Annotated in this window: 16 protein-coding genes and 1 riboswitch; of the genes, 9 read left to right on the top strand and 7 right to left on the bottom strand. The window is 61.9% G+C overall.

Going from position 1 to position 19333, the window contains the following annotated elements:
- The first annotated feature begins 86 nt into the window (after positions 1 to 86).
- From ptsP to RE428_RS00875, 3 genes are read left to right on the top strand one after another with little or no spacing between them, the layout of a single operon-like run.
- The gene (ptsP, locus tag RE428_RS00885) at positions 87 to 2924 is read left to right on the top strand and encodes a phosphoenolpyruvate--protein phosphotransferase (protein ID WP_004579436.1); all 2838 of its coding nucleotides are present in this window, start codon (positions 87 to 89) and stop codon (positions 2922 to 2924) included.
- Positions 2924 to 3889, top strand: coding sequence for a 1-phosphofructokinase (gene pfkB / locus RE428_RS00880; protein ID WP_004579437.1), 966 nt, complete (start codon positions 2924 to 2926; stop codon positions 3887 to 3889). Before ptsP ends, pfkB begins: the two co-directional genes overlap by 1 nt.
- The gene (locus RE428_RS00875; RefSeq protein WP_004579438.1) at positions 3886 to 5631 is read left to right on the top strand and encodes a fructose-specific PTS transporter subunit EIIC; all 1746 of its coding nucleotides are present in this window, start codon (positions 3886 to 3888) and stop codon (positions 5629 to 5631) included. The genes pfkB and RE428_RS00875 overlap by 4 nt, the downstream gene beginning before the upstream one ends.
- A 139-nt stretch (positions 5632 to 5770) precedes the next feature.
- Here RE428_RS00875 and RE428_RS00870 read toward each other — a convergent pair whose 3' ends face one another.
- Both RE428_RS00870 and RE428_RS00865 read right to left on the bottom strand, forming a co-directional pair.
- A complete protein-coding gene (locus tag RE428_RS00870; RefSeq protein WP_004579439.1) occupies positions 5771 to 5974 on the bottom strand; it encodes a DUF3185 family protein in 204 nt (67 codons plus the stop codon).
- A gap of 127 nt (positions 5975 to 6101) precedes the next feature.
- Positions 6102 to 7079, bottom strand: a complete 978-nt coding sequence (locus tag RE428_RS00865; protein WP_004579440.1) for a LysR family transcriptional regulator — start codon at positions 7077 to 7079, stop codon at positions 6102 to 6104.
- Positions 7080 to 7232: 153 nt separating this feature from the next.
- Here RE428_RS00865 and RE428_RS00860 point away from each other — a divergent pair, with 153 nt between their 5' ends.
- The gene (locus RE428_RS00860) at positions 7233 to 8114 is read left to right on the top strand and encodes a DMT family transporter (RefSeq protein ID WP_004579441.1); all 882 of its coding nucleotides are present in this window, start codon (positions 7233 to 7235) and stop codon (positions 8112 to 8114) included.
- A 133-nt stretch (positions 8115 to 8247) separates the two neighbouring features.
- Positions 8248 to 9342, top strand: a complete 1095-nt coding sequence (locus tag RE428_RS00855) for an acyltransferase family protein (protein WP_004579442.1) — start codon at positions 8248 to 8250, stop codon at positions 9340 to 9342.
- Positions 9343 to 9367: 25 nt separating this feature from the next.
- Here RE428_RS00855 and RE428_RS00850 read toward each other — a convergent pair whose 3' ends face one another.
- Both RE428_RS00850 and trxC read right to left on the bottom strand, forming a co-directional pair.
- Complete coding sequence (locus RE428_RS00850) at positions 9368 to 9967, bottom strand: exopolysaccharide biosynthesis protein (protein ID WP_227500184.1); 600 nt, start codon at positions 9965 to 9967, stop codon at positions 9368 to 9370.
- 42 nt (positions 9968 to 10009) lie between these two features.
- Positions 10010 to 10447: a thioredoxin TrxC gene (gene trxC / locus RE428_RS00845; RefSeq protein ID WP_004579444.1), complete on the bottom strand. Its 438-nt coding sequence runs from the start codon at positions 10445 to 10447 to the stop codon at positions 10010 to 10012.
- 275 nt (positions 10448 to 10722) lie between these two features.
- Between trxC and RE428_RS00840 the strand changes: the two genes are divergently transcribed.
- The gene (locus tag RE428_RS00840) at positions 10723 to 12129 is read left to right on the top strand and encodes a hypothetical protein (RefSeq protein ID WP_004579445.1); all 1407 of its coding nucleotides are present in this window, start codon (positions 10723 to 10725) and stop codon (positions 12127 to 12129) included.
- On the opposite strand, the gene rrtA is transcribed toward RE428_RS00840, so the two are convergent.
- The gene (rrtA, locus tag RE428_RS00835; RefSeq protein ID WP_004579446.1) at positions 12097 to 12678 is read right to left on the bottom strand and encodes a rhombosortase; all 582 of its coding nucleotides are present in this window, start codon (positions 12676 to 12678) and stop codon (positions 12097 to 12099) included. The two genes, RE428_RS00840 and rrtA, sit on opposite strands and share 33 nt — an antisense overlap.
- A gap of 214 nt (positions 12679 to 12892) precedes the next feature.
- Here rrtA and RE428_RS00830 point away from each other — a divergent pair, with 214 nt between their 5' ends.
- Positions 12893 to 14389 (top strand): flavin-containing monooxygenase, encoded by a 1497-nt coding sequence (locus tag RE428_RS00830; RefSeq protein WP_004579447.1) that lies wholly within the window; start codon positions 12893 to 12895, stop codon positions 14387 to 14389.
- Between the two features lie 220 nt (positions 14390 to 14609).
- Positions 14610 to 15836 carry a methyl-accepting chemotaxis protein gene (locus RE428_RS00825; protein ID WP_004579448.1) on the top strand — a complete coding sequence of 409 codons (1227 nt, stop codon included), beginning with the start codon at positions 14610 to 14612 and terminating at the stop codon, positions 15834 to 15836.
- A gap of 4 nt (positions 15837 to 15840) precedes the next feature.
- Here RE428_RS00825 and RE428_RS00820 read toward each other — a convergent pair whose 3' ends face one another.
- Together RE428_RS00820 and RE428_RS00815 are read right to left on the bottom strand one after the other, a co-directional pair.
- On the bottom strand, positions 15841 to 16299 hold the full coding sequence (locus tag RE428_RS00820; RefSeq protein WP_051079818.1) for a potassium channel family protein: 459 nt from the start codon (positions 16297 to 16299) through the stop codon (positions 15841 to 15843).
- An 81-nt stretch (positions 16300 to 16380) separates the two neighbouring features.
- On the bottom strand, positions 16381 to 17349 hold the full coding sequence (locus RE428_RS00815; protein ID WP_004579450.1) for an MBL fold metallo-hydrolase: 969 nt from the start codon (positions 17347 to 17349) through the stop codon (positions 16381 to 16383).
- Positions 17350 to 17508: 159 nt separating this feature from the next.
- Positions 17509 to 17638: riboswitch (TPP riboswitch) on the top strand.
- Between RE428_RS00815 and RE428_RS00810 the strand changes: the two genes are divergently transcribed.
- Complete coding sequence (locus RE428_RS00810) at positions 17628 to 18995, top strand: sodium:solute symporter family transporter (RefSeq protein WP_004579451.1); 1368 nt, start codon at positions 17628 to 17630, stop codon at positions 18993 to 18995. (Overlaps the previous riboswitch by 11 nt.)
- Positions 18996 to 19333 lie beyond the last annotated feature (338 nt).

Here is a 19333-nt window from a genome sequence, read left to right as displayed (position 1 = left end):
TGACACGATTCAGCAATGATCAAATAAGCACCATTACCAACACTCAAGTCACAACAACAATCGCTCAAGCCAAAGGGGACTCCCCCATGCTCACGCTAACCCCCGAAGATATCCGTCTGGGCTGCCAAGCCGCCGATTGGCGCGAAGCCCTCAGCCTTGCCAGCCAGGAGCTGGAAAAGGCTGGCCGCACAACCCCCGAATACCACCAGGGCCTGCTGGACCGGGAAAACCAGTCCTCCACCGTACTCGGCAATGGCATCGCCATACCCCATGGCACGCCCGACAGCCGCGAGTACGTGCGCTCCACCGGCATCCGCGTGCTTCAATTTCCTGAGGGTATAACCTGGCATGACGGCGCCAAGGTCCATGTACTGGTGACCATTGCCGCCCAGTCCGATGAACATCTGGACATCCTGCGACACCTCACCCGTGTCCTGGACAAGCCGGGGCTGGCCGAAAGGCTGGCCAACGCCACCGACCGGAACGAACTGCTCGCGGCGCTGTCCCGGACACCCGCAACCGCCCGCTGCGACCGCGAAACCCTGTTGTTGGGCCTGCCCACCACGGATACGCGCGAACTGGCCTTGAGTGCGGCCGCCCGACTGCAAGCGCTGGGCTGCGTGGAACCGGGCTTTATTGCCGGCCTGGTGGCGCAGGCGCCAGTGGCACTTGGTCGCGGCCTCTGGCTGGCTCACTTCGGAGAGGGTGTGAACCAGCCCGCGCTGGCGCTGGCCACGCCGTCCAAGGCCCAGGAAAATCTAAGTGGTGTTCTTTGCCTGGCCACGCAGGGGGAAGACACCCAACCGCTGCTGGAACAGATCGATCACCTGCTCACCCAGCCGACACCGCTGGGGATGCTCTCCGCTGAAGCGATCCTTGCCCGTTTGGCCGGCGAACAGGCGGATGCGGTCACCCGCGAAGTGCGCCTGCTCAACGCCCACGGCCTGCATGCCCGACCCGCCAAACAGCTGGTCCAGGTGGCGCGGGAGCAAGCAGCACCGCTAAAACTGCGCCTGTTGGAAGGTGACGCCCAAGCCATCTCTGCGACCAGCCTAACGCGCGTCATCAGTCTCGGCGCCCGCCGCGGCCAAACCCTGGTGGTCTCCGCCAGCGGGGAGAACGCCCAGACCAGTGTGGATGCCTTGGCGGAGGCCATCGAACAAGGGCTCGGCGAGCCGGTGACACCGCTGCATTCCAGCGAACGGGAACGGACAGCGACAGATCAGACAGTCCAGCCTATACAGTCGCTGGTTCCCGACGAGCCCCTCAAGGCCGTAGCCGCTTCGCCGGGTCTGGCTGTGGCGCCGGCCTTCGTACTTCGTATGCCCGCCATGGACTATGCGGACAAAGCCGAAGACCCGAGCGCAGAAAACCAGCGTCTGAACCAGGCCATCGACGAGGCCTTCAGCCAGCTCGAAGCCCTGATCAAACAGGCTGAGGGCGGTGAGGCGGGACCTATCCTGGCGGTCCATGCCGAGATGTTGCGTGACGAGGACCTGCACGAAGCCGCCACTGAGGCGATCGACGAAGGTGCATCCGCCGAAGCCGGCTGGTGGCAGGCCATCGATACCGCTGCATCGGCCCAGGAAGCCCTGGCCGACCGTCTGCTGGCCGAGCGCGCCGCGGACCTGCGGGACGTGGGACGGCGGGTGCTGGCGAACCTTTGCGGCGTCAGCATGCCAACGCCACCGGACGAACCTTACGTCCTGGTGGCAGACGACCTGGGCCCATCCGACGTGGCCCGGCTGGACACCCAGCGGGTACGCGGACTGGTCACCGCGAAAGGCGGCGCTACATCCCATAGCGCGATCCTGGCCCGGGCCCTCGGCTTGCCGGCGGTTGTGGGTGCGGGCGAGCGTCTGCTGACCCTGGACGACGGTGTCGAGCTGGTGGTCGACGGCGAGCGCGGCTGCATCGTCCCCGCCCCGGGCAGTGAGCGCCGGGAACGCCTGCAGCGACGCCTGGAACAGTTGGAAGAGCTCCAGCGGGACGCCCACGAAGCTCGCCTCGAGCCGGCCCGGACCCGCGACAACCACACGGTCGAGGTCTGCGCCAACCTGGGCAATACCGCCCACACGCCGGAAGCTGTAGAGCGCGGTGCCGACGGCATCGGCCTGCTGCGTACCGAATTCATCTTCATGGCCCATTCCGAGGCCCCGGACCAGGCCACCCAGGAAGCGGAATACCGCAAGGCTTTCGATGCCCTCGATGGCTTGCCGCTGGTGGCGCGCACCCTGGATGTCGGCGGCGATAAGCCGCTGGACTATTGGCCGCTGCCGGCAGAGGACAACCCATTCCTCGGCCTGCGCGGCATCCGGCTCTCACTGACCCGCCCGGAGATACTGGAAACCCAACTGCGTGCGCTCCTGTCCGCCGCCGGGGAGCGTCCGCTGCGCATCATGTTCCCTATGGTGAAGGACCTGGCGGAATTCCGCGCCGCCAAGGCCCTGGTCGACAAGCTGCGCGAGGAGATCCACGCCCCGGACGTGCAGGTGGGCGTGATGATCGAGATTCCTTCCAGTGCCTTGCTGGCCCACAGCCTGGCCGCCGAGGTGGACTTCTTCTCTATCGGCACCAACGACCTCACCCAGTACACCCTGGCCATCGACCGCGGCCATGCTGAGCTTTCCGCCGAATCCGACGGCCTGCATCCGGCGGTGCTTCGACTGATTGCCATGACCGTCGAGGCCGCCCATGCCCAGAACCGCTGGGTGGGCATCTGCGGCGAGCTGGGTTCCGATCCACAGGCCATTCCGGTGCTGCTGGGACTGGGCGTGGACGAATTCTCCGTGACCAGCCGCCGGGTGCCACTGGTCAAGGCCTGCATCCGCAACCTGACCCTCGACGAGGCCAGGGACCAGGCGCAGAAAGCGCTGGGCCTGGCCACTGCCAGCGAGGTCCGTGAATTGCTGGAGGCGTTGTAATGGCCCGCGTACTGACTATCACCCTCAACCCCGCGCTCGACCTGTCGGTCAAGACATCGGCGATCGAACTGGGCGCAGTCAACCGTTCCGATGAAAGCCACCTGGAGCCGGCCGGCAAGGGCATCAACCTGGGCCGGGTCTTGCGACGACTGGGCCACGACGTGGTGGTGTCCGGACTGATCGGCGCCGACAATATCTCCTCTTTCGAGCGCCTGTTCGAACACGAAGGCCTTGACGACCAATTTGTCCGCGTGCCCGGCCAAAGCCGTACCAATATAAAACTCGCAGAGAGTAGCGGTCGGGTAACGGAGCTCAACGGTATCAGTTTTCCCACGCCTGAGGACGCACTCGAGCGCTTGCAGCTCCGCCTGACCGACCTGACCGCCGAATGCGATGCTGTTGTCATCGCAGGCAGCCTGCCTCGGGGCTTCGAGCCGGACACCCTGGCCGAACTGGTACGCCGGTGCCTTGAGACGGGTCGTCCGGTCTGGCTGGATACCAGCGCTGAGGCGCTGACCGCCGGTGTCCAGGCCCGGCCGACCGGAGTCAAACCCAACGAGCAGGAACTGGCGGAATGGGCTCACCGTCCACTGGTGACCCTTGAAGACCAGGTGGACGCAGGACGCCAGCTCCAACAATCCGGTATCGCCCACGTGGTGATCTCACGCGGCGCCGGCGGTGTGCTCTGGCTGAACCCGCACCGGGATCTGCTGGCACAACCGCCGCAGGTGCCCGTCGTCAGCACCGTGTGCGCCGGCGACACCCTGCTCGCCGGCATCCTGCACGGCGAACTGAGCGGCCTCGACGAGCGGGATACCCTACGCCTGGCGACGGCCCTGTCCGCCGAATGCGTCCGCCATGTGGGGGTGGGCGATCCCGCCGCCAACGATTTCCAACAACTCCAACAACAGACCAGGGTTATCCCCTGGCCGGAAGCCGACGCTTCCGGGGAGGTCAACGCATGAAACTGATCCTTGTTACCGCCTGCCCACAGGGGCTGGCCACATCGTTCCTGGCAGCCCGCGCGATCAGCCGGGCCGCCGAAGCCCGCAACTGGTCCCTTCACCAGGAAGTTCACACCCAGGCCCGCCCGGTGACGCCGATCCCGGCGTCCGCCATTGCCGAAGCGGACCTCGTGATCGTTGCGGCCAACGCGCCCGTGGATCTGGCCCGCTTTTTCGGCAAACCGCTTTACCAGGCATCACCGACCGCACCCCTGGCGGATCCGGAGGCCTTCCTGGATCGCGCGCAGCAGGAGGCCAAACCCTTCGACCCCGAGACGGCGACGCCGGAACCGGTGAGCATTAGTGAAAAGGCGGGCAAGAACATCGTCTCGGTCACCGCATGCCCGACCGGCGTTGCCCATACGTTTATGGCGGCCGAAGCCATGGCTGAAGCCGCACGCGCGGCCGGACACCATTTCCGGGTAGAGACACAAGGTTCCGTCGGCGCCCAGGACGCGCTCACCGATAACGAGATTGCCGACGCGGATCTGGTGATCCTCGCCTGCGACATCGAAGTCGACCCCACGCGCTTTGCGGGCAAGCGGGTTTGGCGCGTCTCCACCGGGGCTGCCCTGAAACAGCCCGCAAAGACCCTGGCGGATGCACTGGAGCATGCCGAAGTCGAGACCGGTGCAAGCAAGAAAGCTACCGGCGCCAGAGCCGGCGGCGGTGACCGTAAAGGCCCCTACAAGCACCTGCTCACCGGCGTCTCCTTTATGCTGCCGATGGTCGTCGCCGGTGGCTTGATGATCGCCCTGTCCTTCGTATTCGGCATCAATGCAGCGGAAGAGGAAGGGTCACTGGCCGCGGCACTGATGCAGATCGGTGGAGCCACCGCATTCAAGCTGATGATTCCGCTGCTTGCCGGTTACATCGCTTATTCCATCGCCGACAGGCCCGGGATCGCGCCGGGCATGATCGGCGGTTTCCTGGCCGGCGAACTCGGCGCCGGTTTCCTCGGCGGTATCTTCGCCGGGTTCATCGCCGGTTATGTGGCCAAACTGGTGAGCCGGAAACTGCCGCTACCCGAGAGCGTGGAATCGCTCAAGCCGGTCCTGATCATTCCGCTGATCGCCAGCCTGGTGACAGGCCTGACCATGATCTACCTGATCGGCGAGCCTATCGCCGGCATCATGGACAGCCTGACAGCATTCCTTACCAACATGGGCACCGGGAACGCCGTGCTGCTCGGCAGCCTGCTGGGCGCCATGATGTGCTTCGACCTGGGGGGGCCGGTCAATAAAGCGGCCTATACCTTCGGTGTGGGTCTGCTATCGGAAGGGGCAGGAGCGTCGGCTCCCATGGCTGCGATCATGGCCTCAGGGATGGTACCGGCCATCGGCATGGGTATCGCCAGTCTGCTGGCCCGCAACAAGTTCGCGGAAGGCGAGCGGCAGGCCGGTAAAGCCTCGTTCGTGCTGGGGCTGTGTTTCATCTCGGAAGGGGCCATCCCGTTTATGGCGAAAGATCCGCTGCGGGTGATCCCGATCTGCATGGTCGGCGGCGCCATTACCGGCGCGCTGTCCATGTACTTCGGCATTTCCCTGATGGCGCCCCACGGTGGCCTGTTCGTGCTGCTGATTCCCAACGCGGTCAGCGCCGTGCTGCCTTACCTGTTCGCCATTACGGTGGGCTCGCTGGTGATCGGCCTGGCCTATGCGACGGTCAAGACCGGCAAGACCGAAGTGGCGGCCACTGCCTGAAAGCAAAACGCCCGGTGCGATCTGTTGCGCATCCGGGCGTCTTTCCGTTCTTCAATGCCGCAATGTTTCCATGCATTCCGATGGACCGGTTTTGTCCGGTCTCTGTCTGTCTGGATCAGGGGGCTGGTTCCATCAGGCCTCAGTTCCTGACAAACACCATGAAAGCACCCCCGATAGCTGCGGCAGCGCCGCCGATCAGATACCACATGGTTTCATCAGAAAAGCGCCCGGTCAGGCTCTCCGACAGCTGTTCGCCAACGCTCTGGGTCGACTGCCAGCCGAAGTACAACAGAAGCACACCGATCACGAGGGCGACCAGTCCGATCAATCTTGTGGTGGTCAAGCAAGGTCTCCTTTGACAATTTTTAACATTCGCCCCAAAAACTACACGGCGCACCGCAAAAAGGGAAGGGACTGCATACCGAAACGAACTGTCGACAGATCCTACGGTGGTATTCATACAACGACACTCAAGCCGGATCGGTTCCACTTTCCGTCTCAATTCGCGTACGCAGACCACTGGCCATGGCCTGCTCGATCAGCCAACGGCGCATCCGCCGGATGCCCGGTTCGTTGCGGCGGCTGGTCTTGTGGGCGAAGTAGAAGCAGTCGCCGGTGATCAGGGTATGGCAGGGCAGGCGCACGAACGCCTCCGCATCCGCCTCCTCGCTGAGCATGTAATCGTTGGTGAGGGCGATGCCCTGGTGAAAACGCGCCGCCTCGAGCGCCATCAGCATATGGCTGAAATGCTGGATGCGGGCCTTAGCCGGCAGCGCCTGCTCCGCCACGCCGAACCAGGCGGCCCAATCGCCGGACTCGCGGCCATAGATGCTGTAGGTCGATAGCAGCGGGAAGCGTGCCACCTGTTCCGGCGTCAACGCCAGGTGGTCGTCCTCCGCGGCGTCTTCGGGTAGCGCCAGCGTCTCGCAGATCGTTCGCCAGTACTGCCGACTGCAGATGGGGAACAGCCGCTCCCGGTAGAGCAGATCGTAGGTAAACGCCTGACTTCCACGGTGGATGGTGATGAAACAGTCTGCCACCCGGTCGGACAATTGCGGCGTCTCGCTGGTCATCTCCAGCACCAGATCCAACTGGGAATGCGCCCGCTGCAGGCTGGGCAGACGCGGAATCAGCCAGCGCACGGCGAAGGAACTGAGCACCGCCAGCCGCAGGCGCGAGGTCGCTTCCCCCAGCACGGATTCGGTGGCGCGCTCGATCTGCAGCAGCGCGGAGCTGATGTTGTCGTGATAGGTGCGACCCTCCTCGGTCAGCACCAGGTAGCGGCCGCTGCGCTGGAACAGGGCCTCGCCGAGATAATCTTCAAGCGCCTTGATCTGATGGCTAACCGCGCTCTGGCTGACGTTCAGCTCGTCGGCGGCGCGGGAGAAGCTGTTCAGGCGCGCAACGGCTTCAAAAACCGGCAGCGCACGTAGAGGAGGTAGTTTCATAGGCACGAGTCCGCCAACGTCATTATCCAAATAACTAATATATCGTCAGCAAACATCATTAAACAGGATAGAACCCAAGCACTAGACTGGCTTTTTTCAATCACCGGCCACCGGTCGTTGGTCGCAACACAGAGCAGGACGCAGGAGGAAGCCATGTCCGGACGCACCGTCAACAGCGCCATCCTGTTGCTGGTTATCGGCAACGCCATGGCGCTGATTTCCGACGTGTTCATCAAGCTGCTGGGCTCGGACACGCCGGTGTTCCAGTTCGTCTTCCTGCGCTGCGTCATCACCCTGTTACTGCTGTTGCCGCTGTACCGCCAAATCGACGGTGGCCGCCTTTTCGAAGGGCTGGGCATCCATACATTGCGCGCTCACATTCACCTGGTGGGCATCAGCGCCATGGTGCTGGCGCTGGGCGCGCTGCCTCTGGCGACCGCAAACGCTATTTTCTACGCCGCGCCGGTATTGGTCATGGTGTTCTCGGTGCTGTTCGTCGGCGCCCGCCTGGACGGCCGCAGTGTCTTCGCGGTGGTCAGTGGGTTTGTAGGTATCGTCGTGATCCTGCGTCCGGTGGAAATAAACTGGATGGCGCTGAGCGCTCTGGTGGTCGCCGCCTCCCTGGCGATCAACGCGCTGCTGGTGCCCCAGTTGCCCGACGGGCAGTCGATGGTGCACAAGCTTTTCCTCAACTACCTGCTGGTACTACCGGCGATTACCGCGTTGATGCTGTGGGAAAATGCGCCGTGGGATCCGGCCATTCTGTTAAACGCTATCGGTTCGTCGGTGTTCATCCTCGGCTACAACATCACCGTGCTGCTGGCTTACCGGCAAGTCCAAGCCAGTCAGGTGACCTCGGCCGAATACACCGGGCTGATCTGGGCCGTGCTACTGGGCTGGTTCTGGTTCGGGGAAACCCCTGACTTGTGGTTCCTGCTGGGCAGCAGCATGATCGTCGTGCCGCTGATCCTGATCGGTCTACGCCAGCATCGGGTGACGCGGAAGCGGGCCGCCCTGGTGGGTGAGAACGGCTAACGCCCGTCTGTCGAAATGGTAAGGCGGGCGCAACCGAATGGTAGTGAAAAGGACTGCCCGTTGCAGCCCGTCATGCCTAGACTATTGATCCTATAACACCCTGATTTCAAACACTGGCTTGGACGGACCCTCAATGGCCCAGAACACCCAGCGTCTCCAGGCACTGGATGCCCTGCGCGGAATAGCGGCGGTGGGCGTCATGCTGTTTCACTTCATTCCCTACTACGCCGAACTCTACGGCCATGATTTCACGCCATGGGGGCCGCTGGATTTTGGCCGCTACGGCGTACACCTCTTCTACATCCTCAGCGGCTTCGTGATCTTCATGACGCTGGAGCGCACGCCAACAGCAGGCTGGTTTGGCCTGGCGCGGGCCTTCCGCCTGCTGCCCGCGTTGTGGGTCGGCATTCTGCTGACCAGCCTGTCGGTGTACTACCTCGGGCCGGCGGACCGCGCCGTTGGGCTCACCGGAACGCTGCTGAACTTCACGCTGCTGCACGAGTACCTGGGTTTTGGACCGGTGGACGGGGCCTACTGGAGCCTGGTGGTGGAAGCCACCTTCTACGTATGGATGGCCATCCTGTTCTACGGCGTCGGCAGCGGACGCCGGCTACACGGGATTTTCTGGCTCTGGGTGATCGGCAGCTACTTCGGCGTGATCTTCTGGAAGCAGATCCCCGGGGCCTTCGAATTCCTGATCAAGGACCTGCTGTTCGTGAAGTACGCCCCGCTGTTTATCAGTGGCATGTTGCTCTACCAGTGGCACAAGTATGGCCGGCCGCCAATGGCCGACCGCTGCCTGCTGGCCCTGTCCATGCTGCACTGCCTGGTGGCCTACAAGGCGCCGTTCAACCTGTTCGTGGCGGGCTGCTATGGGGTCTTTATCCTGGCGGTCTGCGGCTACCTCAACATCCTTGCCAACCGCGCTCTGCTATGGCTCGGCGGACTGTCGTACTCGCTCTACCTGGTGCACCAGAATATAGGCTACGGCGTTATCGGCCTGGCCTACGAGTTCGGTCTGCCCGGCCAGGCCGGCGTCGCACTGGCCATCCTGACCGCCTTCACCCTGGCGTATGCGATCCATCGTTGGGTGGAAAAACCGGCACTACGCTGGTTCCGGGATCGTCGGCAAGACGTACTGGAACGGCGCCCCAACGAGGCCGAACCGGAACAGGTGGTTACGCGCGCGACAGCCGACGGGTCCGCGCTGGCCGAAACCTCAAAGTAGACCGTTATAGAAAAGTAGCCCCTGGTCAGAGCAGGCTGTTGAGAATAAAGGCAAGCGTGCCGCCGGTCACGATGACGGCGAAGAGCGCCAGCAGGCCATCGCGGGAGATCATGGCCAGCCCGAACATCACCAGCGCCAGGCCGCCGCCGTTGGCACTGAATGGCACGATCTCCATCGCCGGCATGGCCAGCGCCACCACTACAGAGCCGATCGCCAGCACGCTCAGGCCCGGGCCGTTGATCAGCTGCGTCAGGCGCGGCTTGATGACCTTGTCGATTTTCTGCGCCGGCTTGCGACACCACGCCAGCCCCTTGCGCAATTTATCGCTGGGCAAAGTGCGCCCGACGATCCATCGGGGCATCCAGATGTGTTGACGCCGGAACAGCATCTGTCCTGCGGTAAGCAGCACCAGCAAGGCCATCAGGGTGGGTACACCGGGGATATCGCCGATCAGCGGCGCCAGGGTGATCAAACCCGCCAGCAGCACGATGGGGCCGAAGGAGCGATAGCCGATCTCGTTCAGGATATCGTCCAGTTTGACCTTGCTACGCTCGGCCGCCGCCAGATCAATACGGTCGATCAACTGTTCAAGGTTGCGCAGGTCCCCGGCTAAATCCATCGTCATTGCACCCCCTGCAAACGGGTATCCAGTGTATGAGTGGGGCCTTCAGGCCAGCTTCGACCTTAACCAGGCATTCAGCTGAGAAGCGGACATGGCGCCACTCTGCCGCGCAACTTCCTGCCCGGCCCGGAACAGGATCAGGGTGGGAATGCTGCGAATCCCGAAACGGGTCGAAGCCTGCGGCGCCTGTTCGGTGTTCAGTTTCGCAAACATCACCTGACTCTGCCATGCAGCCGCGGCACGCTCGAATTCCGGCGCCATGGCCTTACAGGGTCCGCACCAACTGGCCCAGAAATCCACCAGCACCGGCAGATCCGAACGGCCTGTGAATCTATCCATTGCCGCCTCAGTCAGATCGGCCACCTTACCGGTCAGAAGGGGCTGGTGGCAGGCCCCGCAATTGGGCTTCTCGCCCAGTCGTTCCCGGGGCAAACGATTCAACTTGAGACAGTGTGGACAGGGAATGTGAAGGATGTCGGTCATGGGAATGCCTCGTCATTAACATAGGCATGATTTGGGTATCGGCCGCGGTAAAATCAATCAGTTCTCGCCGAAAAGCCCATCCCTGGCTTTGAGAAACCGCTCACTGAAGCGACAGATGGAATTGAATAGGCTTGGTTCATCGTAGCGGATTGGATTCGGTTGTCGCTCGCTGTTCCGCCCCAGTTGTAGCCTCCCCGAAATTCGTTTGCTCTCCCGCAGGGCCAGCTGCGCAAAAACATAAAAAACAACAAATGCCTGAAACAAGGAATGCCGTCATGAAAGGGACGTTCCCACGCGCCTGGTCCTGTGCTGCCATCCTCTACCTGCTGACTTCAGCTGCCGCCAACGCAGCTCCCGATATACCCTCCCTGCTACCCGAGGGCTTTGAAAGCACCCTGCCAGCCTACCTGGTGAACGACCCGGCCAGCCAGGCCGCCTGGTACGTCGACAGCACGCAGTCACAGGCTGGCGCGCAAAGCCTGCGCTCAGGCGACATCGGTAACGACCAGATGAGTGCTATTACATTGAGCGGCGCACTATCGGCGGGCACCCTTTCGTTCGATTACCTGGCCCTGACCCAAAGCTGCTGCGATCGGCTGGAAATCCAGGTGAACGGTAAACGCTTCAACTTCAGGAGCACCGGTGAAACCGGCGAATGGCAACAGGCCGACGTCATCCTGCCGGACGCTAGCAGCACCGTAACCTTCGTCTACCGCAAGGACGAAGCCGCTTCCGCCGGCGCGGACGCCATCTGGATCGACAACCTGGACTTCATTCCCACCATCGATACCGGCAGCGGCCCGCTGGACACCGACGGCGACGGCCTGACGGACGACCAGGAAAACGGCTATGACGCACTGGATCCATACAATGCCGATGATGCCGCCGAAGACTATGACGGTGACCGGGTGACCAACTATTCCGAGGTGCTGTCGGGATACGATCCGGATGTGCAGAACGTCTTCCCGTTACACAACGGATTCGATTTCTATCCCTTGGGGGAGATCGCCTGGACTTACACCATACCTGACCGTCCGACCTTAGCCCTCGAAAGCGAGGCGATTACGGAAAAGGTTGGCCGTTTTCGGCTATCAAACAGCGATACCTACGACGTGATCGAACGAAGTACCAATGGGATTCATCTCGTGGAGCACGGGTTTACCGACGACAGCGGTAGCGACGTGCGCCTCGTCTACACCACACCGAAGCTGATTCTGCCCGATGGCCTGCGGATGGGTGTCCAGTACGAGTGGTCGGGGGACGTTGAACGCTGGATTAAAGGGAAGCCTGAGGACGAGGCAACCGAACACAAGAAGACGGCAACCTACCGGGAGCATCTGGAGCTGGAAGCGGTGCGGGAAATGCTGGTCGATTTCCAGGGTAAATCCCATCAGGGTGTCGTTGTTTCGACCCTTGTTACCCGGACCAACGAGGCCAGCGAGATCACCCGAGAACAACGGATACGCCTGTATGTCGAGGGACTCGGCCTGTTCCACGATGAGGGCACGGGGCGGTCGCTCGAGAGCATCAATATCCAAAGCCTCGACACCGAATCCAGGGCAGACGTGGAGCTGGAGGACACTCTGCCCGAATCCTCCGGCGATAGCGGCAGCGGCTCGATGCCAAGCCTACTCATCGGCGCACTGCTTCTACTGGTGCTGGGCCGTCGATTGCGCGCCTGAGCGCCCGGGCACGCCTCTCACCAAGGCCAGGATGGCGCCGGTAACCGCACCAGCGATATGAGCGGTCTCGACCACCGGTGCCCCGATCAGGACTGAGGTCCCCGTGCCGCCGAGGCCAAGGGCATCGTTCGCCAGCTTCCCCGTTACCAGCGCCAGCACAGCCACTGCGGTCCAAGGCTGGACTCTCAAGTGGCGAATGCCTTCATAGATAAACAGCCCGTACAGGCATCCGGAAAAACCCCGGTACCAGGCCAGCATCGGCAGTGTCACGAGTAAGGTGATCGATACCGCCAGTGCCAACACGACCAGACAGGGTAGCCAAGACTGCCAGCGATCCTGCGCTGGAAAGAGATTGGCCAGCACCAGCACTCCCAGTGTGTTCAATCCCAGGTGCACCAGCCCCACATGACTCCAATGCGCTGTCACCAGACGCCACAGCTCACCGGAACCCAGCACGGCTCCGCGTTGCAATTCCAGCCACGGTGCCGGCAACAGGTACAGCAATACCAGGCTGGCCGCCAGCCAGAGATAGCGTTTCGACAGACTCAAGTGTCCTGACTCCCCATCGATTCTTCCCACCAGCCTATCCCGGAACCGTGTCGAGACCGGTGAAACCGGGCCAGAAACCTGGCCCTGGCCCAATAATACTTGAACTGCATGACGACCTCGGGTTGAAATAAAGTAAAGCGGTTGCTTTATATCGCCACAATAACAGACAACAGCCTCTGGCCTTCCGTCGCCGGGCTGAAGCGAGACAGACCCTATGGCAAACCAGCATTTCGATGTCCTGATCGTGGGCGCCGGGCTCTCCGGTATCGGCGCGGCCTACCATATCCAGACCTATTGCACCGACAAGACCTACGCCATCCTCGAGGGCCGGGCGTCTATCGGCGGTACCTGGGATATCTTCCGCTACCCGGGCATCCGCTCCGACTCGGACATGTACACCCTGGGTTACAGCTTCCGCCCGTGGCGGGAAGACAAATCCCTCGCCGATGGCCCGTCGATTCTCAGCTATGTGAAAAGCACCGCAGCCGATTACGGTATTGACGAGAAGATCCGCTTCAACCACTGGGTCACCCGTTACGACTGGTCTAGCGCCGACGCCACCTGGACCGTCACCGCAAAGAACCAGAAGACCGGCCGGAACGCGTGTTTCACCTGTAATTTCATCATCAACTGCTCGGGCTACTACCGCTACGACCAGGGCTACATGCCGAACTTCCCCGGCGTAGAAAACTTCAAGGGCCGACTGATCCACCCGCAGCACTGGCCCGAGGACCTGGATTACAGCGGCAAGCGCGTGGTCGTCATCGGCAGCGGCGCCACGGCGGTGACCCTGGTGCCAGCCATGGCGCAGGACGCGGCCCAGGTCACCATGCTGCAGCGTTCACCCACCTGGATCGTCTCCCTGCCGGACGTGGACCTCATCGCTCGTACCCTTAACCGCGTGTTGCCGACCAAGGCCGCCTACCAGCTCACCCGCTGGAAAAACGTGGGCCTGCAGACGCTGTTCTTCCAGGCCTGCCGGCGCTACCCCAAGCTGATGCGCAAACTGCTGCGACAGCATCTGCGCAGCCAACTGGGTCGGGATTTCGATATCGATACCCACTTCAACCCGAGCTACGACCCTTGGGACCAACGTCTCTGCCTGGTGCCCAACGGTGATCTGTTCCGGGCCCTGCGCAAAGGCTCCGCCAACGTCGTGACCGACCACATCGATACGTTCACCGAAAAGGGTATCCGCCTGAAGTCCGGCGAGGAGCTGGAAGCTGACATCGTGGTCTCCGCCACCGGCCTCAACCTGGTGGCCCTGGGCGACGCCGAGGTCACCGTGGACAAACAGAAGATCGCCCTGGGCGACACCATGAGCTACAAAGGCATGATGCTCAGCAATGTGCCCAACCTGGCTCTGGTGGTGGGTTACACCAACGCCTCCTGGACATTGAAGGCCGACCTGACCAGCGAATACGTTTGTCGCATCCTCAACTATATGGATCGCCAAGGCTATGAGGCCTGTACACCGGTAGTAGACGACGACGTGAAGGTGGAGCCGTTTATCGATCTCGATTCCGGCTATGTACTGCGTGCGCTGGACCGGCTACCCAAGCAGGGCGATCGCAAACCGTGGAAACTCTACCAGAACTACCTTTTGGACCTGGTGAACCTGCGCTACGGCCGTGTAGACGATTCCGGGCTGGTATTCTCACGGCTATCACCCGTTGGGGACAACGCCACGCTAGCTGAACAACGTAGCTAAAGCACCTGCACCTGCAACCCATCCGCTTGCCAGAAAAACCGGGACGCCATCCGCCCCGGTTTTTTTACAATTCCTGACCAACGGTATTGATTCAAGACAACACATGGCGATCAGAGGGTGCTATCTTTAGAGACTTTCCATCTTTACAGATTTCCATCGACACTAGACGCTCTATCGTCAAGATATGTCCTGTTGTACCGGAATACCCGGCAGAGGCCCTATGGTTGCATTACTCAAGAACGCCAAACTCAAGTACAAATTCTGGCTTCTCAATATCGTCGTCTTCGCCGTCCTGGTATTGCTGGTTCTGTTTGCCATGGATCGCATTGCTGCAGCCACCGACCAGACATTCGGCGCTGTCTTCGGTGATCACGCCCCTGCGTTTGCAGGCGTGGTTGCCATCCTGATGCTGCTGGAGATGGCCTGCTCGCAGCTGCTGATCACCTTTATCGAGCGCCATGTCTACCGCTTGAAGAACACCATGGTAGAGGTTCAGACCACCGGCAACCTGAGCCTGCGCGCCCGCGTGGATTCTACCGACGAGATCGGTGAGATGGGTGAGGCCTTCAACGCCATGCAAAGCCGCACCGGAGACGTCGTGCGCAGCATGAAGGAAGCCATCAAGCGCCTGGAATCGGAAGTAGCCTCGCTCGCCGCCGCTTCCGAACGCAGTCGTGACGAACTCAAGCGCCAGCAGACGGGTACCGACCGCTCTGCCGATGCCGTACAAGCCATGTTGGACGGATTCCGCGGGATCGCCGGGCAGGCCGACGCTGCCAAGGAACTGTCCCATGAAGCGCGCGAAGCCGCTGTTAACGGCAGCGAGCGGGTGGCCAAGTCCTCACGCTCGATCCAGCGCCTGGCGGAAATCATCCAACAATCCGCTGGTAGCGTGGAGGCCCTGGCCGAGAACAGCCGTGAAATTGGCAGTGCCGTCACGGAGATCCAGGGGATCGCCGAGCAAACCAACCTGCTGGCCCTCAACGCCGCTATCGAGGCTGCGCGAGCTGGCGATCAGGGCCGCGGCTTTGCCGTGGTTGCCGACGAGGTTCGCAAACTGGCCCAGCGGGTTCAGGATTCCACCGAACAGATCCAGGGCACCATCGACCGGCTGCTGGGCACCATGGGAGCTGCAGTTCAGCAGATGAACTCCAGCTCGGTCGATGCCAGCCGCTGCGTGGAAGAAGCCGACGCCGGCGCTACCGCTCTGCAGGAAATCAGCGCGATGGTGGCGCGTATCGACGAAACCAACCAGGACATCGCCGACGTTTCCGCCGAGCAGACGGCCTCGACGGATGACGTGCAACAGAACCTGCAGAGCATTCGCGAAACGACCCAGGCCATGGTCGGCCAGTTGGTGGATAGCGCCGATATGGGCCAGCGCCTGCGTCGTTTGATTATCGAACTGGAGGCGGCGGCCTCCAAGGTTTCCGTGGAAGGCACCTGAGCCATCAACGCTTTTGATCTCGCCAGAAGCGCTGCATTTCCAGGAACAGGAATGAGGCGCTCCAGGTGATCAACAGCAGCCCCGTAAGCGCCTCGATACCCGCCAGGAACCGGATATACCCAAACGGTTCGACGTCACCGAAACCCACGGTGGTGAAGGTGGTGAGGGAAAAGTAGACACAGTCGAGCAGCGATCCGGAGAAGTTCCCGCCCAAGTGGCCCCACTCGGTGGACGCATTCATCCAGTAGAAGGCCGCGCCGAAAACCCAGACCTCTGCCAGGTGCGCCAGAAGGGCACCGAACACACCCACGACGATACGAAAGCGGTGGGGTAGCCCGAGTGCGGGAACCAGGTGACTCAACCATGACAGGCACTGGTAGTGAATCAGGACTGCCAGCGCGGTTACCACCGCATTAAATGTGAAGGCGAGCGCTATTGCGGTCTCATCGAATTCCTCAATCATCGGAATGGCCGACCTACCCCGGGGAAACACGGTACCAAGCATAACCGCAGGATCGGCCGACCGCGAATCCAACTCAAACCTCTAACAACCCTCCACACACCTGCCTGTACCATCAAAGGCAAGCGTCCGGCCGCTCAACGGGATATGTACCGGGACTTTGCTGGCCTCTGTAAACGTGGCCGTGCGAGTACCCTCGCGGACTTTGCCATTTTCCGTGGCCGGCTCGTTCGCGTGTGACGGTATGACGCTGGCCGGCTGGATCATCTCATTGATCACATGCGCCGCTTCCTTGGGGCCAGTGGTATAGGTATCGCCAATGTTCATCACAACCATTCGGGCGCCATAGTAGTCACGCACGACGGATTCCTGCTCAGCCGTAACACCGGTATCACCGGAAAGGTACACCACAAGACCATTGCTGAACTTGAGAACGTAACCTGTGGGGGGCCCAACGTAGCCCGCGATACCCGCCGTCTTCATGCGCTCTGCCAACTCGCCGCCAATAAACGAGGGCGCAAGGCCATTGCTGTGTACGGCAGGCACCGTCGTGATGCCGACACCGCCAACATCCACCATGGCACCGAAGCGCACCAGAACTGAATTCTCGGGATTACCCCCGGCGGACCGCAGCTTGCCGGCAAAGAACTGGGGCATCTCGCTACCGGTGACGATCTTGGCGTTCTTGGCCATGGCGATTTTCACGCTGTTGGACAGTGGCGTCGCATCCACGGAGGCGTCGGGCTTGCCACAACTGCCGGCATTCAGTTTGGGAATATGGCGATCGCCGATGTGGTCGCCGTGGACGTGACTGACAAGCACGACATCGATGCTGCCCAACCGGGGATCGTCCCCGCCCGCCACTGTGCGGCCCGCATCGTAGAGGATGCGCGTGCCGTTGGGATCTTCAAAGACCATGGCGCGATCAAGGGCGCAGAACTCGCCATCCTGACCGCCCAAGGGCGTCACCTTCACGTGATTGGCGGCGACGGCCACAGCGCTGGCCAGTAAAAGCAACGCTGCCCAAACCATACGTTGACTTAATGAAACCATGGGACTTTCTCCCTGCTGCCTGAATGTCCTTGATCTGTTCTCCAAGTGCTATCCGCTTCCGTTACGAGACCAGTCACGAAGCCGATCACGCGCGAATGAACATCAATCGCGACAAAACCGGATCTGTGTCAGTATGGACCGTCCTGAACTATTCACAAACTGAGTCGCCGGGGGAGTCCGTCTAGCGGACTGAGAAGGCATCGAGCGCCGTCGTTTAACGACGCGTCTGAGGAAACCCTGGAACCTGATCCGGTTGATACCGGCGGAGGAAGCGCGACATGATCTTTACCGTAGCGGCCGTTGCGGTCGCACTGATTACGTTTACCTGGCTGGGCCTGCGCGCCCGGGTCGCCGATGGCGGCCTCGATGACTATGTTACCGCCCGCAACTCCCAAGGGGCCCGAGCATTGGGGCTATCGTTCCTGGCCTCGGGCATGGGTGGCTGGATTCTCTTTGCCCCGCCTGAAGTGGGGGCACTGGTCGGCCCCATCGGTCTGGCCGGTTATGCCCTTGGCGCCGCACTGCCCTTTATCGTATTTGCCTTCTGCGGCCCTGCCATTCGACGCCACCTGCCACACGGCCGCAGCATCGGCGAGTTCGCCCAGACCTGCTACGGCACCGGTATGCGCCGCTGGGTGGCGCTGATCTCCGTACTCTACATGCTCTGCTTCCTGACCGCAGAACTGACCGCCGTGGGCGCCATCACCGGACTGCTGACGGATCTCAACGGCAACGTCGCCATCCTGGGCGTTGCCGGGGCCACCTTGATCTATACCGCCTGGGGTGGACTCCGGGCCAGCCTGGTGACCGACCGCTGGCAGGCGCTATTGCTGGTCGGGCTGATCCTGGTCGTGGGCTTTGTCGCGCTGCCGGGGTTGCCCAGCCCGGTGGATCGTACACCGATGCCTTCAGCGCCCATCGGTAGCGCGTTAGGTGTGGCGCTGACGCTGGTGTTGGCAGTGACGGCCGCCAACCTGTTCCACCAGGGTTATTGGCAACGGGTCTGGGCCGCGCGGGATGGCGCGGCATTAGGCCAGGGGGCCATCCTTGGCGGTGTCATCACCATTGCCGTCGTGGCCCTGGTTGGAGGCCTGGGCGTTACCGCCGCCATGAGCGGCGTCGACCTCGGCTCACCGCCCATTCCCTTCTTCGCGCTGCTCAGCCAGGCCCCGGATTGGCTCGCCCTGGTCGCCCTCATCCTGGCATTAACACTGGTCGCGTCCTCCGTCGACACCCTGCAGAACGGTCTTGCGTCCCTCGCGGTGACGGAAAAGAGCGGGCTCTCGCTGAGCGCCGCGCGCTGGATCACGGTGGGTTTGATGGTCCCTGTCGTGCTTATTGCCTTGCAGGGTTATTCGGTTCTGCGCCTGTTCCTCATCGCCGACCTGCTCTGTGCCACAGCTGTCATACCCGTACTAATGGGCCTCTGGTCACGCATGACCACCGAAGCCGCCGTCTGGGGCGCTGTCGCGGGTTTGTTTGGCGCCGTTTTGCCCGGCTGGATCGAAACCGGCAGTTTCGTGATGGGGATGCAGGTGGCGAGTTTCCCGGGAGGCGTGCCGACGCTGGCGCCGTTTGTCGGTGCCTTGGTTGCTTCAGCCGCTGTGAGTGTCGGCGTCAGCCTCCTACGCCCGCGCCAAACCTAATGGCGAATTCCTCGAGACTCGAAGGAGGTGGATGGGCGCCCTCGCTGAAGGAGGGACAGGGACGTCCCGGTTGTCATGGTTGGCCACGGACGGCCATCCAGGACAACGTAAGCGAGGGCGCGCATCCACCTCCCACCACCCTACCCCCAATCTTCAAATAATCCGCCCAAAACCAAAACTGTCCGGAAACCCGAACACTGTCTGAACAACCGGACACAACGCCAACCCGCCAAACCCCACGCCTACCAAGCCATCCCGGCCCATATCAACCACTTAACGTTGTCCGGATTTCCGGATACTTTTTAACCAGAAAATCGAGAGCCATCTTAACCTTCTGT

It is taken from the genome of Marinobacter nanhaiticus D15-8W (assembly GCF_036511935.1).
Taxonomy (GTDB): Bacteria; Pseudomonadota; Gammaproteobacteria; order Pseudomonadales; family Oleiphilaceae; genus Marinobacter_A; species Marinobacter_A nanhaiticus.
The sequence above is the reverse complement of the archived record's forward strand: the minus strand, read 5'-3'. Positions and strand labels throughout refer to the sequence as shown.

Excerpts from the sequence above, each read along its gene's own strand:
- RE428_RS00820 (WP_051079818.1), bottom strand. The coding sequence starts at position 16,299 with ATGATTGAGGAATTCGATGAGACCGCAATAGCGCTCGCCTTCACATTT.
- RE428_RS00840 (WP_004579445.1), top strand. The coding sequence starts at position 10,723 with ATGAAAGGGACGTTCCCACGCGCCTGGTCCTGTGCTGCCATCCTCTAC.
- ptsP (WP_004579436.1), top strand. The coding sequence starts at position 87 with ATGCTCACGCTAACCCCCGAAGATATCCGTCTGGGCTGCCAAGCCGCC.
- RE428_RS00850 (WP_227500184.1), bottom strand. The coding sequence starts at position 9,967 with ATGACGATGGATTTAGCCGGGGACCTGCGCAACCTTGAACAGTTGATC.
- RE428_RS00830 (WP_004579447.1), top strand. The coding sequence starts at position 12,893 with ATGGCAAACCAGCATTTCGATGTCCTGATCGTGGGCGCCGGGCTCTCC.
- RE428_RS00855 (WP_004579442.1), top strand. The coding sequence starts at position 8,248 with ATGGCCCAGAACACCCAGCGTCTCCAGGCACTGGATGCCCTGCGCGGA.
- RE428_RS00865 (WP_004579440.1), bottom strand. The coding sequence starts at position 7,079 with ATGAAACTACCTCCTCTACGTGCGCTGCCGGTTTTTGAAGCCGTTGCG.
- RE428_RS00875 (WP_004579438.1), top strand. The coding sequence starts at position 3,886 with ATGAAACTGATCCTTGTTACCGCCTGCCCACAGGGGCTGGCCACATCG.
- pfkB (WP_004579437.1), top strand. The coding sequence starts at position 2,924 with ATGGCCCGCGTACTGACTATCACCCTCAACCCCGCGCTCGACCTGTCG.
- trxC (WP_004579444.1), bottom strand. The coding sequence starts at position 10,447 with ATGACCGACATCCTTCACATTCCCTGTCCACACTGTCTCAAGTTGAAT.
- RE428_RS00815 (WP_004579450.1), bottom strand. The coding sequence starts at position 17,349 with ATGGTTTCATTAAGTCAACGTATGGTTTGGGCAGCGTTGCTTTTACTG.
- RE428_RS00860 (WP_004579441.1), top strand. The coding sequence starts at position 7,233 with ATGTCCGGACGCACCGTCAACAGCGCCATCCTGTTGCTGGTTATCGGC.
- RE428_RS00810 (WP_004579451.1), top strand. The coding sequence starts at position 17,628 with ATGATCTTTACCGTAGCGGCCGTTGCGGTCGCACTGATTACGTTTACC.
- RE428_RS00825 (WP_004579448.1), top strand. The coding sequence starts at position 14,610 with ATGGTTGCATTACTCAAGAACGCCAAACTCAAGTACAAATTCTGGCTT.